This is a genomic window from bacterium (Candidatus Blackallbacteria) CG13_big_fil_rev_8_21_14_2_50_49_14 (assembly GCA_002783405.1).
Taxonomy (GTDB): Bacteria; Cyanobacteriota; Sericytochromatia; order UBA7694; family UBA7694.
Genome location: PFGG01000083.1, coordinates 1 through 15,460, shown reverse-complemented (window position 1 = coordinate 15,460; position 15,460 = coordinate 1). Strand labels below are relative to the sequence as shown.

General features: G+C 41.4%; 12 protein-coding genes. 11 read left to right on the top strand and 1 reads right to left on the bottom strand.

Features of this window, described 5'->3' with window-relative positions:
- Positions 1 to 30 precede the first annotated feature (30 nt).
- Both COW20_24375 and COW20_24370 read left to right on the top strand, forming a co-directional pair.
- On the top strand, positions 31 to 2,271 hold the full coding sequence (locus COW20_24375) for a hypothetical protein (protein ID PIW44283.1): 2,241 nt from the start codon (positions 31 to 33) through the stop codon (positions 2,269 to 2,271).
- 9 nt (positions 2,272 to 2,280) lie between these two features.
- Positions 2,281 to 3,039 (top strand): hypothetical protein, encoded by a 759-nt coding sequence (locus COW20_24370; protein PIW44282.1) that lies wholly within the window; start codon positions 2,281 to 2,283, stop codon positions 3,037 to 3,039.
- An 86-nt stretch (positions 3,040 to 3,125) separates the two neighbouring features.
- On the opposite strand, the gene COW20_24365 is transcribed toward COW20_24370, so the two are convergent.
- Positions 3,126 to 3,596 carry a hypothetical protein gene (locus COW20_24365; GenBank protein PIW44281.1) on the bottom strand — a complete coding sequence of 157 codons (471 nt, stop codon included), beginning with the start codon at positions 3,594 to 3,596 and terminating at the stop codon, positions 3,126 to 3,128.
- 567 nt (positions 3,597 to 4,163) lie between these two features.
- Here COW20_24365 and COW20_24360 point away from each other — a divergent pair.
- The 9 genes from COW20_24360 to COW20_24320 all read left to right on the top strand — a co-directional run bounded on the left by COW20_24360 (position 4,164) and on the right by COW20_24320 (position 15,299).
- Complete coding sequence (locus COW20_24360) at positions 4,164 to 4,463, top strand: hypothetical protein (GenBank protein PIW44280.1); 300 nt, start codon at positions 4,164 to 4,166, stop codon at positions 4,461 to 4,463.
- 198 nt (positions 4,464 to 4,661) lie between these two features.
- Positions 4,662 to 5,735 carry a hypothetical protein gene (locus COW20_24355; protein ID PIW44279.1) on the top strand — a complete coding sequence of 358 codons (1,074 nt, stop codon included), beginning with the start codon at positions 4,662 to 4,664 and terminating at the stop codon, positions 5,733 to 5,735.
- Between the two features lie 335 nt (positions 5,736 to 6,070).
- Positions 6,071 to 8,845, top strand: a complete 2,775-nt coding sequence (locus tag COW20_24350; GenBank protein ID PIW44278.1) for a restriction endonuclease subunit R — start codon at positions 6,071 to 6,073, stop codon at positions 8,843 to 8,845.
- 17 nt (positions 8,846 to 8,862) lie between these two features.
- Entirely contained in the window at positions 8,863 to 10,239 is a 1,377-nt protein-coding gene (locus COW20_24345; protein PIW44328.1) for a hypothetical protein, read from the top strand.
- Positions 10,236 to 10,835 (top strand): hypothetical protein, encoded by a 600-nt coding sequence (locus COW20_24340; protein PIW44277.1) that lies wholly within the window; start codon positions 10,236 to 10,238, stop codon positions 10,833 to 10,835. The genes COW20_24345 and COW20_24340 overlap by 4 nt, the downstream gene beginning before the upstream one ends.
- On the top strand, positions 10,832 to 12,298 hold the full coding sequence (locus tag COW20_24335) for a transcriptional regulator (GenBank protein ID PIW44276.1): 1,467 nt from the start codon (positions 10,832 to 10,834) through the stop codon (positions 12,296 to 12,298). The genes COW20_24340 and COW20_24335 overlap by 4 nt, the downstream gene beginning before the upstream one ends.
- Positions 12,295 to 13,803, top strand: a complete 1,509-nt coding sequence (locus COW20_24330) for a DNA methyltransferase (GenBank protein ID PIW44275.1) — start codon at positions 12,295 to 12,297, stop codon at positions 13,801 to 13,803. The genes COW20_24335 and COW20_24330 overlap by 4 nt, the downstream gene beginning before the upstream one ends.
- Positions 13,803 to 14,687 (top strand): hypothetical protein, encoded by an 885-nt coding sequence (locus tag COW20_24325; protein ID PIW44274.1) that lies wholly within the window; start codon positions 13,803 to 13,805, stop codon positions 14,685 to 14,687. The genes COW20_24330 and COW20_24325 overlap by 1 nt, the downstream gene beginning before the upstream one ends.
- 108 nt (positions 14,688 to 14,795) lie before the next feature.
- Positions 14,796 to 15,299, top strand: a complete 504-nt coding sequence (locus COW20_24320) for a hypothetical protein (protein ID PIW44273.1) — start codon at positions 14,796 to 14,798, stop codon at positions 15,297 to 15,299.
- Positions 15,300 to 15,460: the final 161 nt, after the last annotated feature.

The window sequence follows — 15,460 nt, the reverse complement described above, 5'->3', positions numbered from 1 at the left end:
CTGGAAGGGTGATCAACAGGAGTAAATAGCATGTCTAAAGGCTTCCTCAGCCCGCTTTTGGGGCTGGTTTTGAATCTGACGTATTTTGCGGCCCTGCCGCTTTCTGCCCAGGCGGCTCAAATCGAGAAGAGCCAGACCAGCCCGCTGCGGGTGGTGATTCTGCCCTTTCAGAATATCAGCGCAAACAAAGACGATGCCTGGCTTTCGGATAGTTTTTCAGAGAGCCTGACCATGGGCCTGATCAAGGTTGAGAGCCTGCAGCTGATTGAGCGTTCGCAATTGGGCCAGGTCATGAAAGAGCAGCAGTTTGGCCAGAGTGCCCTGGTGGATGAAAGCAGTGCGCCGATGCTGGGCAAATTATTGGGGGCTGAGGTGGTGATTCTGGGCTCGTTTCAGAAAGTGGGCACAGAATTGCAGGCCAATGTGCGCTTTGTGCGCGTTGAAACCGGCAAGATCGAGCGCAAATGGGCCACCCAGGTCGAGGGCTCGTTTCAGGATTTGTTTCGTCTGCAAAAAGACCTGGCCCGGCAGCTGATTGCCCAAATGCCGGTTAAAGCCTCTGAGCAGGATGTGCAGAAACTCGAAAAGACCTTTGCTGAAACTTCCTCCACCGATGCCCATCGCTTTTATTTAGAGGGCTTGCAAAAACAGCGTATGGGTCTGCCCCCGCAGGAAGCCATTCGTTCGTTTAAGGCTTCACTGGCTGCCGACCCGAATTATGCCTTGGCCTATGCCGGTCTGGCCGATGCCTATTCTCAATTGGCGGCCAAACGCCGTCAATTGGTGGTTTTGCCGCCTGCCCAGGGATTTCAGGTCAAAGGCCCTGGCGATGAAGCCTTGGCTGAGCAATACGCCCAACAGGCCCTGGCCCTGAATCCTGAATTGCCCTTGGCCTGGAGTGCCCTGGCCCGGTTAGAGCAAAGCCGGGGGAACCGCGACCGAGCGCTGGAGCTGAGCACCAAAGCGATGCGGATCAATCCCCGCGATACGGGGGCGCAGTCAGCATATATCGAAACCCGAATTCAACAGGCGAATATAGATATCAAGGCCCTACGCGCAGACTTAAAAAGTCTGGGTGCCAATTTTGATGACCCCTGGCTCAAATTCAACCTGGCCAGCATTGGCATTCTGCAGGAAGCCTTTCGCATGCAACCCGATTTTGGCTGGATTGAAAAACTACTTGATGAAGCCGCTCTCGATTTGCCCGAGAACCCCTTTGTGCCCCTGGCCAAATTGGGGGTTTTGGTACGCCTGCAACGCAATGATGAAGCCCTGACGCTGCTCAAGCGGGTTGAGCAGATGGGGGCCGAATCACCCGAAGTCTTAAATGGGCTCGCTTCGTTTTACAATGCCTTGGGTCAGCATGAAAAAGCCCTTGAAGTGATTGATCGGGCCTTGAAAATTTCCCCCGATGATTTCGATTTATTGGTCGAGAAAGCCGACATACTGTCTGGGATGCAGGATTTTGAAGCCTCAGAAAAGCTCTATCAAAGTTTGGAAGCACGCAGACCCGGGGATACCTGGCTTGAGTTTTCACGTGGTTTGATGTATTTGGGCCTGGGGCAAGCGTATCTGCCCAAATCTCAGGAATATTTAAAACGTGCCCTGGCGCATTGGCCCCAGAATCCCCGCAATCTCAGCCGGACGATGATTCTGCAAATGCTGGGAACGGTCTATCTGATGCAGGACGCGCTGAATGAAGCCCGCCCGATTTACCAGGAACTGCTCTCTGACCCCAGCTATTATGGCGAAGCGTATCAGGTGCTGGCAGGTATTTATGCCTCGGAAGAAAACTATGCCGGGGCCTTGGAAGCCTTTAGCGATTATCTTAAAATTGATTCCCAAGCGATGCAAAACCCAGAAAAACAACTCAAATACCGTTGGTTTTATCTGCTCAAGGCCTGGAACGAGGATGAGCAGAATGTAAATATCCTCAACGATTTGGGCCAGACGGCGATTCAATTGGGCAATTATGGCGGCGCACGGCGATTTCTGACAGAAGGTCTTCGGCTGGCCCCTGAAAACCCCACTTTGCAGTATAATTTTGCTGTTTTGGCCATGCAGGAAGAAAAATGGCCTGAAGCTCAGAGCGCACTTGAAAAAGCAGTTAAGTTGCGACCTGATTATCTCAAGGCCTGGTTTAATCTGGGCTTGGTTTATCAGGCCCAGGGGCAGAAAACACAGGCCCGTCAAGCGCTACAACGCGTGCTTGAACTGGATGGCAGCCATACTGAAGCCCGTGCTCAATTACAGATTTTACTTAAGCAGTGAGGTATTGCCATGGCCTTGATTGAAACACTTGGCGGCATGCTTGCCGTTTATCTGCTCGCGCCCCTGGTGGTGGGCATACCGATTGTCAAAGCCCAACATTGGGTGACGCGACGGGTGCAGATCACCCCCCTTTTAGAGCAGGAATCTCCTGAGATTCAGGAATGGCTCGACTCCCGCCGAGAAGCAATCGAGGCTGAAGGCTTTGAGGTGCAGGGGGCTTATCGGATAGAAAATTTCACCGCCAATGTGACTACGTATTTTCAACTCTATTTGCATTCTGAAACCGGATTGGCAGCGATGTCGGTCTGGGTGCAGAGTCTGGCGATCTCTGCACGCTACGAAGAAATATCTCAGGTTTTTGTCAATGGCAGAACTTTGAATGTGAACAATTCCCGTTTTGCTTCCTCCTGGCGCGTCCCCCTTCGTGAGGTCAGGCGTTTCCCATGGCTTGCTGCTTTTTCAGATCTTTTGAAACTTCACCGTTGGTTGGTTGCTCAGAACCGCGACTATGCTTCTGAAGGCCGCCCTTTTCCCAAAGACGATGCGATTGGCTATCTGTCTGAACATATGAACCACGAATTGGTGGTTCAGGCCCAGAATGGGCTTTACCAAGCCAGTCAGGATGGCCGCAACTGGATACTGACCTGGCCAGGGGCTGTGCATATGGTGTTTGTGAATGCTTTTCCGGGCAAACAGCTCTTGAGTTTTAAAGAATTGGGTCAGAACCGGGATCTTGAAAAAAAAGCGCGCAAAGCGGGTGCGCTTTAAGCCGAAGCTGTTGGGCCTCTGCTTTGAATAGCGAGCGTTTTCCCCATGAAAAAAGCCTGGCAAAAGCCAGGCTTTTTATTTAGAAGCTAGTTGGAGTAATAGTCGAGATTTCTAATGCGGGTACGTTGAGTCAGATAGTATCTCAAATCGGGAAGCAATTTTTGTACCACGAAGGTTTTATTGCCGCCAAAGATATTGATAAAAAAGGTATCTGGAACACCGTCTTTGTTTACGACTTGGTAGTTGACGATATCGTTCTGGTCGACATATTTGCGAAAGAACTCTTTAATATGCAGCATGGCTGATTCTCGGTCAACTGTCTGTGTGGAGGAATAGAGCTCAATTTTCATGGTGCCCACAGGTTTGCGAAAACCATAGAGCGCATCAGCCTGATTGGCATTGGTGGGAAGGGCTTGGGTGGGGTTTTGAATCTGGGGAGCAGAAGCACGGCTGACGCTGGCTGCTTGAAGGGAGCGGGGGGCTACCGCCAAAGGTGTGGGGCCTTGGCAAGCTGCCAGAATTGAAAAACTGAGTGAAAGCATAATAAATTGACGCATGGAATTGAAACTCTCTTTCTCTAACACTTGATTTATAAGGCGGAATTATTTTCCGCTGATAATTTTCTATCCTGAGGATGGAGATCTGTCTTGCTTGAATTTACCAATAATTAAGTTTATTTTAGTTATTTATTAACCTTTAATAGTGCTTCTTCTGTATAACTCCAGATTTTGTGGCTTATCCAGAAAGCGATGAATTCTCGATTTTGAGGCATTCAATGTTCCAAGAGTAATGCTTTGCCTTACGCGATTTCTATTGAATTATGACAATTAAAATACAATTTAACAGATTTCATTTATTTGTTAAAAATTTGTACTTATGTGACAAATTTTTGAGGTACTGATGGGATCTTGATTCTTTTTCGATTGAATTGTATTCTATGGGTGTGGTTTTGATCTTGCATTAATCTGAATACCTTCTCTTACTGAAAGATGTTTTTTGATGGGTGGTGAATTCTCCGTTTTCGGAGTTATCCAGAAAGCGAATAACCCTTCAAAAAGAGGAATTATCCAGAAAGCGAAGAATTCTTCAGAGGAAAATTACTTGAGTGGATAATTCTTCCTGGGGTGGGGTTATACGGAAGAAAGATTCACAGGGGATCATCCATTCAGAAGTATAATTCTCCGATTTGTGGAGTTATACGGAAACAGGATAAGTTGATTTTTGGCGTGTTAGATGGACCTTGGGGGCTTGCTTGGAAAATGCTAAATTTCGCTGATTTGGGGGACAGAGTGGAGTTATACCGCAAGGCTGAAAAGCTGATGGGGATTTGTGTTGAGAAGGGGGCTGGGGGTGGTGATGGGATTATCCTGCCCCTGGATAATTACTTGTTGCGGCGGACTTGTGCGGTTAAAACCAAGTTATAATGCGCGTTTTAGGCTGTAAAAATATTGCGGGTGAGGCAAGAAATTAGACTATGAATCAATTTAAGGCGCATAAGAAAAAACTAGATTTTAGGCCCTGCGCCGCGCAACTAACTCACTCACTTGACTGCGCAAGTGGTATGGAGAAAGAATAGTAATCTTAACAAGAATTTTCCAATTATACAGAAGGATTAATTACAGATGTCATCAAATGAAATAGAAAATAATATTGACACAAAATTACGTGCTGGTAGTCGATATTTCTTGAATTCAAACATTGTTCCTTCAAAAGCAATAGAAATTTCATATAGTAATCCAAATTTAATCATTCGTTCTGGACTTGCTGAATCAATTCTAAATAATGTCGAAAAAATAGATGCTGGATATAGATTCGGACGTATAGATGGCAGTCCAAATTTAGATGCGGATTACCTACGTGCGAGCAGTATTTACAAAGAAAAGATTGAAGAAGCTATTTCCAATGGTTATGTCGAAGTCGAAGAATCAGAAATCTATCTACAAACAACTCAAATAGTTCAAAATAAACTTATCGAACAGCATTTACTCAGACCGTTTTGGTTACCTGAAGTTTCAACTGAGCTGACTAATGACTGGCTTCAATCCAGTCATTATGGAGGTGCATCCTACTTAAAAAACAAAAATTATCCTAGTTGCAAAAATTGTAAGCACCCGCTGACTCATCTACTTCAGCTAAATTTGAGCGAGTTACCTGAAAACTTCGATTTTACTATACGAGAGGGGGCTTTAAAAATTTATTATTGTGTAGATCAATCTGGTGATTGTGAATTGTTTGATCCTAAGCAAAATGCTAACTCACCAAATTACTTCTGTACTTATGTCCCAGTTGAAGAGTTAGAAAACATTGTAGAGTATCCTGAATATGGTGAAAATTCTGATTATGTAATATTTTCACCAGTTCAAATCAAAAGTTGGAACTATGGTGGAGAAGAGTTACCCGATGAAGAGTATCTCACAAATTTTATGCCTCAAATTTCTTCCTTATTTACAAAAGTAGAGAAACATGCTCACACTTTTTTTGAAATCCCTTACGAAAGTGATAAGCTTGGAGGATGGCCACTATCAGCTGGTTTTGATGAAATTGCAAAATGTAAAGAATGCTCTCAACCTATGACTAATATTTACCATCTTGATCCCTATGCTTATGTAGAGTTTTCTCCAGCATCCGTAATTGGAAGAGTTTTTATTTGTCCTAATCATAAGGAAGAGATCTTTTTTACGTATAACTATTTCTAATAAAATGTAAGTGATGTTTAGGTTTAAACAGATGAAAAAAGAAATTGCATGTTAATATATGCCGCGCAACAATGCACATCGTACTGACTCACTACGTTCGCAGCACATGTGCGGCGTTGGCTGGACAAGCCGAGGTTAAAACCTAACCAGAATGCGCTTTTGAGACACTTCTTAATCATACATGGAGATGGTATACTGGGCAAGTGATCTTTTCAAAAAAGCGCATAAAGCTTACAAATCAAAGGTCTCGGCTTGCACAGCCAACTCTTACATCGTCTTGACTGGCGCAAGACATTTGGAAGATGAAAATTCTAGACTGAAAAAATCAAGGAAAAATGATGAATCAAAATCCAGAACAACGAGCGAGAGACGAGATTGATAAACAATTAATTGCTTGTGGCTGGTTGATTCAAAATAAAAAGAATATAAACATAAATGCTGGTTTGGGTGTCGCTGTTAGAGAATATCAAACAGATGTGGGGCCAGCCGATTATGTGCTTTTTGTGGCAGGAAAACCAGTCGGCGTGATTGAAGCCAAAGCCAAAGACGAAGGTTACAGACTCTCAGTACATGAAGATCAAGCAGAAGACTATGCGGCTGCTAAATTAAAGTACCTCAATAATCAAAAATTACCCTTTGTCTACGTTAGTACCGCAGAAGTCACCACTTTTACGGACTTTAGAGATCCCAAACCGAGAGCACGCAATGTCTTTACCTTCCACAAACCGAAGACCCTGCAAGAATGGTTAAAAAAGTCTGAATCCCTACGGGCATCTTTATTGCAACTGAGCAACCTTCCCACTGAAGGCTTAAGAGAGTGCCAGATTAACGCGATTTCAAATCTGGAACAATCATTCAAACACAATAAACCCAGAGCCTTGGTTCAAATGGCCACTGGCTCCGGTAAAACCTTTACTGCTATTACCTTTATTTATCGTCTGCTCAAATTCACCAATGCCAAACGCATCTTGTTTTTAGTGGATACAAAAAACCTGGGTGAGCAGGCGGAACAAGAATTTATGGCCTTCTTGCCCAATGACGACAATCGCAAATTTACAGAGCTTTACGGGGTTCATCGCTTAAAGTCTCGGCATATTCCTGATGACAATCAGGTGTATATCAGCACCATTCAACGGCTCTATGCAGTTTTGAAAGGCCAAGAGCTAGAAGAAAGCGCGGAAGAAGAAAACCCCAATGAGCGTTGGCAGCCCAAAGAAGTTCCCCCTGTCGAATACAATGAAAAATTGCCAATTGAATATTTTGATTTCATTGTCATAGATGAGTGTCACCGCAGCATCTACAATCTGTGGATGCAAGTTCTGGACTATTTTGATGCCTTTCAAGTTGGGCTAACTGCGACACCAGACGCCCGTACCATTGCCTATTTTAAGCAAAATGTGGTGTCGGAATATTCTCATGAAATGGCCGTTGCGGATGGGGTAAATGTTGGCTATGACGTGTATTTGATTGAAACCAAAATTAGTAAAAAGGGCGGAACGCTTTGGAAAGGCGAATACATTGAGCATCGGGAACGCCTGAGCCGCAAAAAACGCTATGCGATGCAAGATGAAGATGAAAGTTATTCCAACAAACAATTAGACAAGGACATAGTAAATCCCAGTCAAATCCGAACGGTGATTCGCACATTTAAAGAGCATTTGCCTGAGATGTTTCCTGATCGCATGGATTCACAAGGTCAGTTTGAAGTCCCCAAAACGCTGATCTTTGCTAAAACAGACAGCCATGCCGATGATATTATCCAAATCGTGCGTGAAGAGTTTGATGAAGAAAACCGCTTTTGCAAGAAAATCACCTATCGGGCCAGCGAAGATCCCAAATCGGTTTTAGCTCAGTTTCGCAATGACTATTATCCTCGGATAGCTGTCACAGTGGATATGATTGCCACTGGCACCGATGTTAAAGCACTGGAATGTTTGCTCTTTATGCGTGACGTCAAAAGCCGCAACTATTTTGAGCAAATGAAAGGCCGAGGTACACGGGTGATTCATTTTGATGACCTGAAAAAAGTGTCTCCTTCAGCTAAAATTGCCAAAGACCATTTTGTGATTGTGGATGCCATCGGCGTCACCCAAAGCTTAAAAACAGATAGCCGCCCACTGGAGAAAAAGCCTGGTGTTGCCCTCAAAGAACTGTTAGCGGCTGTGGCGGTTGGAGCCAGAGATGAAGAACTATTTACTTCCTTGGCGAACCGTCTAACCCGTCTGGATAAACAAATGACCGACAAAGAAAAGGAAGCTTTTCAAGAAAAAGCCAAGGGTCAAAGCATTTCTCAGGTCGTGAAAGGGCTTTTGAATGCCTTTAACCCCGATGTTCTGGAAAGCATTGAGCAGGAAATCAAACAGCAAAAACAAGGACAAGCCCCGGCTGTAATTCAAGCAGCCATTCAAGAAGAAATAGAAGCCTTGCAAAATGAAGCAGCTCACGTCTTTACAGGTGACTTAAACCTGTATATTGAAAACGTGCGCCGATCTCATGAACAAAAGATTGATCTAGTCAATACGGATGAAGTGATTCATGCAGGCTGGGACAAAGACAATAAAGATCGTGCGCAAGAAACCATCAAAACCTTTTCTGAGTGGGTAGAAGGTAAAAAGGACGAGCTTATAGCACTTCAAATATTTTATGGTCAACCATATCAAAGGCGGGATTTGACCTACAAAATGCTCAAAGAAGTCGCTGAAAAACTCATTCAAGATAAACCGACTCTGGCCCCACTCAATATCTGGAAAGCTTATGAGCAATTGGAAACTGTCAGCGGTCAGCCAAAAAATGAGTTAGTAGCTTTGGTAGCATTGATTCGCAAATTGGCAGGCATTGATGAGACCTTAACCGCATACGATAAAACGGTGGATCGCAATTTTCAGCAATGGCTGTTTAAGAAACAAGCGGGTATTCTGAAATTCAGCAAAGAACAAATGGAGTGGCTTTATATGCTCAAAGAACAAATCGCTACTTCTATTCATGTCGATATTGATGACTTGGACTATACTCCCTTTGATGCCCAGGGCGGTCGGGGCAAAATGTGGCAATTATTTGGAGATGAAATGAACAGCATTCTTGAAGAATTAAATGAGGCTTTGGCTGCTTAAAAATGTCTGAAAATGTTATGCCCTCAAACTGGGAAGTCACAAAAATTAAACATATCAGTGCAATCAATCAAAAATTGCCTTTTGAGGAAATTGATGACAACTTAGAAGTTTCATTTTTGCCAATGAAGTTAGTTGAAGAAGAAAGTAATGTTATTCATTTAACTGAAACTAAAAAGTATTCAGAAGTGAAAAAAGGGTTTACTCCAATGACTGACGGGGACGTGATTTTTGCAAAAATCACACCTTGTATGGAAAACGGAAAAATAGCAACTGTTCATTCACTAAAGAACAGAATTGCTTTTGGCTCTACTGAATTTCACGTTTTTAGGTGTTATAAGTCAGTTGTGAATACCTATTTATTCTATTATTTAGTTCAATCGAAAACTCGACAAGATGCCGCTCAAAATATGACGGGCGCTGTCGGCCAAAGGCGAGTTCCCAAGCAATATTTGGAAGAACTAGACATTCCTATTCCCCCTTTTTCGGAACAACACCGCATTGTCGCCAAACTTGAAGAACTTTTCAGCGAATTGGACAAGGGCGTTGAAAGTCTAAAAACAGCCCAGCAGCAGCTTAAGGTGTATCGGCAGGCGGTTTTAAAATGGGCGTTTGAAGGATTGTTAACTCAGTTCAAAGATAAAGATTTAAAGTGGCATAGCTTCAAGTTAGGCGAAGTAATTCAATCTATTGACGGAGATAGAGGGAAAAACTATCCTAAAAAACATGAATTTTTAGATGCTGGCCATTGCTTATTCTTATCCACAAAAAATGTTCGCGAAGATAGATTTGTTTTTGAAGACAATATTTTTATTTCAAAAGAAAAAGATGATCAGTTACGAGGAGGAAAACTTCACTTAAATGATGTTGTGATAACAACAAGGGGAACATTGGGAAATGTAGCTCTCTACGATGAGAGGATAAAATTCAAAGATGTTAGAATTAATTCTGGGATGTTGATTCTTAGAGTTAAAAACCAAAGCATATTGAACAATAAATATTTGATGAAATTTATCACGTCACCAATTTTTTATAAGCAGCTAAAAGAAAAACAATCTGGAACAGCTCAACCTCAGATACCAGCAAATGTTTTAAAAGAGATTATTATTCCTGTTCCTCATTCTATTGACGAACAAAACCTCATCGTCTCCGAAATAGAATCCCGCCTCTCTGTCTGCGACAAGATCGAAGAATCAATTGAACACAGCCTCAAACAAGCCGAAGCATTACGGCAAAGTATCTTGAAGCAAGCTTTTGAAGGTAAATTAGTTCCCCAAGATCCCAATGATGAGCCTGCCAGTGTGCTTTTAGATCGCATCAAAGCGGAGCGGGAGCAGAACCAACCAGCCAAGAAAACCAAGACTTCGAGAGCTAAGAAAGTTATGATTCCTCTATGAGCAGACGACCCAGATTAAAAGTGATGATTGCTTCAACCATCTATGGCTTTGAAGACCAGTTGGAGCAGATTTGTGCCACTTTTCAGGGATATGGTTACACTGTTTTAAATTCTTATAAAAGAACCATTCCTGTTCATCCAGGCTTATCGAATCAAGAAAACTGTTTAAAAGCAGTCGAAGCCTGTGATCTATTTTTTGGTATTATTCGCCCACAATACGGTGCTGTTGTTGATGGGGAACGCTCCATTACACATTATGAAATGCGCAAAGCAATTGAACTTAAAAAACCACGTTGGTTCATTGCCCATCGAGATATCAGTGTTGCTCGTCAATTGCTCAAGCAATATATGTTCAATCAAGGTGGCACAATCAATCCCGACTTCCAATATCGCAAAAACGCGGTACTGGATGATATTCGGGTGATTCAACTTTATAATGACACCATTTTAAACAATCTCCCTCCTCAGGAGCGAGTCGGTCATTGGGTGGATGAGTATTTCAAATTGATTGATATTCTGACCTGTATTGAAACTCAATTTAAGGATAAGGTCAGAATCAAAGAAATTGTAGAACAAATGCGGGTGCAAGCACCATGAACTCAAATCAATTGATCAAAGATTTGCTTAAACAAGGTGAGAACGAACAGCTTGAGTTTAAAGAAAGCGTTCGAAAAGACATTGTCGGAAAAGTCATTTGTTCGTTTCTCAATCAACAAGGAGGTTATCTGTTGATTGGTGTTTCTGATGATAAAAAAGTGATTGGGATTCAAGACGCTCAAAAATGGAAGCAAGAGCTTGAATATTACCTGCTGAATGAAATTGCTCCAGAAGCACCTGTCATGGTTTCGATTGAAACCCATCAAAAAAAAGAACTTCTCTTAATTAAAGTCTGGCCAGGTTCAAAACAACCTTATGTCTTTGGTGGCAGCATCTATTACCGCCACGGTGAAAGAACGGTTCAAGCTTCGTCCCGTCAAATTTCAGAACTTATTCACAATCGACAGTTGACGGAAGTTCATTGGGAAAGGCGTTCTGTCTTAGGGGTTGATCTGGATGAATTGGACCAACCTGAGATCCAAAAAACCATTGATAAGGCCATGGAGATTAATAGAATAAAAGATCCCAAAACGGATATTTTTGATTTTATGCGTTATTATGGCTTGTATCAAAATGGCGATTTTACAAATGCTGCTGTTGTTTTATTTGTCAAAAATCCTGCAAAATATATTCCACAAACAAGAATTAGAGTCTCTGTTTTAAAAACAGGAAAAACCGGAGACCAGTTTTTGGACGACCAAATTTTAGAAGATCATTTATTTAATAATATCGAGTATATTATTAATTTTTTAAACAAACATGTCTCATCTGTTACTTATTTTAGCCCTAATTCATGGCAACGCAAAAATGACCTCGTTTATCCTATTTCAGCTTTACGTGAAGGTATATTAAATGCCTTGATTCATCGGGATTACTCCCAATTATCTGGAACTGTTTCTGTTTTAATTTATCCTGATCGATTAGAAATTACAAATTCAGGAAAATTAAACTTAACAATACAAGAATTAAAGAAAGATCACCTTTCAAAGCCTGTTAACCCAGACATTGCACATATTTTTTATTTAAGAGGCTTGATTGAAAAAATTGGTAGAGGGACACTCAAAATTTTAGAGGCTTGCGAAGAAGCCGGATTACCAAAACCGGAATGGAAAACAGACAGTCACTCTGTGACTTTGACCTTCTTCAATCACCAAGATAAGTCAGTCTTACAGGAAATTGACGGAGCTATTGACGGAGCTATTGACGGAGCTATTGACGGAGCTATTGACGGAACAACTCAAGCGGTTAAGAAAAATCTGAGCCAGCTTTTAAGCATGATTTCACAAGATGAAGGAAAAAGAGTCCCTGACTATCAGCACAAAACAGGGTTTTCAGCGAGACGGATTGAAAGATATCTTCAACAACTCAAAGAAGCTGGTCTCATCGAATTTAAAGGTAAAGCAGCGCAGACGGGTGGCTATTTTTTAACAGCTAAAATGAAAAAGGAACTTGAGTCCCAATGAGCAATGAGAGCAACAACACATCAAGCATTATCAGTAAAATCTGGAGCTTTTGTACCACCTTAAGAGATGATGGGGTTGGGTATGGCGATTACCTGGAGCAGCTAACCTATTTACTCTTCTTGAAAATGGCGTATGAATTTAGTTTGCCGCCCTATAATCGCAAACTGCCCATTCCTCCTGAATTTAACTGGGAATCCCTGACTCAAAAACGGGGGGCAGAATTAGAGATCCATTACACAACCTTGTTGCGTGAACTGGGGCAAAAAACAGGGGTGCTGGGGCAAATATTCACAAAGAGCCAAAACAAAATCCAAGACCCTGCCAAGCTCTATAAGCTGATCGACATGATCGACAAAGAGCAATGGAGCACAATGGGGGCTGATATCAAAGGCAAGATCTATGAAGGCTTATTAGAGAAAAACGCCGAAGATACCAAAAGCGGAGCAGGCCAGTATTTCACGCCCAGAGCCTTAATCAAAGCCATGGTGGCTTGTATTCGACCAGAACCGAACAAAACAATTGCTGATCCGGCCTGCGGTACGGGTGGCTTCTTCTTAGCTGCTTATGACTTTATTGCCAACCCTCAAAACTATACCTTGGATCGTGAGCAAAAAGAGTTTTTAAAACACAAAACCTTTTTCGGGAATGAAATTGTCCCAGGCACCCGCCGCATGGCCTTGATGAACCTTTTCTTGCATAATATCGGAGACTTTGAGAGCGATAATTTCATTATGCCCACAGATGCTTTGATCGCCGACAGCGGCTTACGGGTTGATTATGTCTTGGCTAATCCTCCTTTTGGCAAAAAAAGCAGCATGACCTTCACCAATGATGAAGGCGAGCAGGAAAGCGAAGATCTAACCTATAACCGTCAGGACTTTTGGGTGACAACCAGCAACAAACAATTGAATTTTATGCAGCATATCCGAACCATGCTTAAATCTGATGGCCGTGGTGCTGTGGTTTTACCTGATAACGTGCTTTTTGAAGGTGGGGCAGGTGAAACAATTCGCAAGAAAATATTGGAGACGACGAACCTTCATACCATTCTGCGCTTGCCGACAGGCATCTTTTACAAGCAGGGTGTGAAAGCCAATGTACTTTTCTTTGACAACAAACCAGCGGCTAAAGAACCCTGGACAAAAGAAATCTGGTTCTATGACTTCCGAACCAATATGCATTTCACCCTCAAGAAAAACCCCTTGAAATTTGAAGACCTGCAAGATTTTATTCAATGCTACAGTCCTTTAAATATCAGCAAAAGAGCTGAAACTTATCACCCGGAAACCAATCCTGAAGGCCGCTGGCGCAAATTTACCTATGAAGACATCTTGAACCGAGACAAAACCAGCCTTGATATCACTTGGCTGAAAGACAAGTCTTTGACCGATCTTGAGAATCTTCCTGATCCTGATATTTTGGCCAATGATATCATCGAAAACCTTGAGGCTGGCATTGAAAGTTTTAAAGAAATCATGATTTCAATCAATAGAAGGATTAAATAATGACAAAACAACCTAAAGTTATTTCAGAATCTGATATTATGGATGCTTTGAAAAGCTCTGGCTATTTGATGGAGCAAGACATCGCAACACAATTAGAGAGCCTTGAATATAGTTTAGTTGAAACTAATGTTGTTTTCGAAGATATCAATGAAAAGAAATCTAGAGAATATGATATTAAAGCAATTAAAGGTGAAGTGATAAGCCATGAAAAATACGCTATTACTTTTTGCGAGGAGATAATTTGCGAGTGCAAAAACTCATCCAGTCCATTTGTATTTATAGGAAGAAATAAAAATAACTTAGACTACCATCCCTATCCCAAGGAATACATTTTTCCAGTTAAAGAGTATAATAAGCCGATTGAAAATGACGAAGGTAGAAGTATTTATAATGTGTACAAGGCTTTTCAATGGCTTGATTTAGCTTCTAAACACTATTATTACTCAACTGATCAAAAATCTGTTCAATTCTGCAAAATTATAGATGAAAAAGGAAGGCTTAAGGCTGTTCATGAAGGGTTCTATAATCAAATTTTTTATCCTTTAATTAAAGCTACCCTCTCAAGAAGAGAATACAACAATAGAAAAAATCATATCTGGCTCGGCTTTCCAGTTGTAGTAACTTCTGGTGAGTTATTCTATGTGAACTCCCAAGACGAAAACCCTACTCCTGTAAAGGTTAATCATGTTTCATTAATACGTGATTTGCAAGAAGGGGAAATAAAAGGTAAATTTTTCATTGATTTTGTCACACAATATGGACTTGAAGATTACATCTTAAATAAGGTTAGACCATTTACTAATTATGTTCTTGGACTGGCAAAGAACAATCCAGAAGTAATTATGGAAAAGCTTCAGAATACAGAAAAGCTCGTTATTGAATAAACTTTCGGCAAGGCATCTTATTAGGATGATAAACATTTTCACTTTAAGCAAACAATGCAGCTCATCTTATCTCCCCTCCAAATTCTTGTTGGAATTAGGTCTAGTTAAATGAACAATAAGAATGCTATAAAACCCACACATTTAATGATTAGATTTAATGAGCAATATATAAATAGAAATCGTAATTTACTTACAGAAAAAAACTCAGATACCATCACAGAGCATCAAATAATTGCCAAAAAAAATGGTTACGTCTGGTTTGGTAAGTTTGGTAACTCAATAAAACAAGAGTACATAAGCACAATTGAACAAAGTAAACAAGAACACCTTGTTTTTTTAGTTAAAACATCTCAGCAAAAAAGTTTTGTTTATCGCGCAAAAATAATTGCAATATCTAAAGAAGATCAACGAATAACCCCTGAGAGTCTTTTTATACCACAGTATTATCGCAACTCAGATTTGGATTTTGGATTTTGGATGAAAATTAAAGACATCCAAAAAGTGAGCTCCAATTTTTTAAATCAGTTATATGTAAATAGTAGTCGATCTCCACTTTTTGAGAGTTTAAATCGAAGCACAACAGGTTTAATGTATATATCATTTAAGGATTAAATATGAAACCTAGACAGCCAACAAGGCAGATCATCTTGACTCCCTTCGGTCGCAAGATATCTGCATCGTTGAGTTTGTAGAAAAACTAGTAATAGATTCAAAAAGCGATATAATATAAGTATCCCATTGAATTAAAAAGGTGGTTCGCGATGGCACGATTT

Coding starts and splice junctions, on each gene's coding strand:
- COW20_24375 (PIW44283.1), top strand. CDS start 31: ATGTCTAAAGGCTTCCTCAGCCCGCTTTTGGGGCTGGTTTTGAATCTG.
- COW20_24370 (PIW44282.1), top strand. CDS start 2,281: ATGGCCTTGATTGAAACACTTGGCGGCATGCTTGCCGTTTATCTGCTC.
- COW20_24365 (PIW44281.1), bottom strand. CDS start 3,596: ATGCGTCAATTTATTATGCTTTCACTCAGTTTTTCAATTCTGGCAGCT.
- COW20_24355 (PIW44279.1), top strand. CDS start 4,662: ATGTCATCAAATGAAATAGAAAATAATATTGACACAAAATTACGTGCT.
- COW20_24350 (PIW44278.1), top strand. CDS start 6,071: ATGATGAATCAAAATCCAGAACAACGAGCGAGAGACGAGATTGATAAA.
- COW20_24345 (PIW44328.1), top strand. CDS start 8,863: ATGCCCTCAAACTGGGAAGTCACAAAAATTAAACATATCAGTGCAATC.
- COW20_24340 (PIW44277.1), top strand. CDS start 10,236: ATGAGCAGACGACCCAGATTAAAAGTGATGATTGCTTCAACCATCTAT.
- COW20_24335 (PIW44276.1), top strand. CDS start 10,832: ATGAACTCAAATCAATTGATCAAAGATTTGCTTAAACAAGGTGAGAAC.
- COW20_24330 (PIW44275.1), top strand. CDS start 12,295: ATGAGCAATGAGAGCAACAACACATCAAGCATTATCAGTAAAATCTGG.
- COW20_24325 (PIW44274.1), top strand. CDS start 13,803: ATGACAAAACAACCTAAAGTTATTTCAGAATCTGATATTATGGATGCT.
- COW20_24320 (PIW44273.1), top strand. CDS start 14,796: ATGAACAATAAGAATGCTATAAAACCCACACATTTAATGATTAGATTT.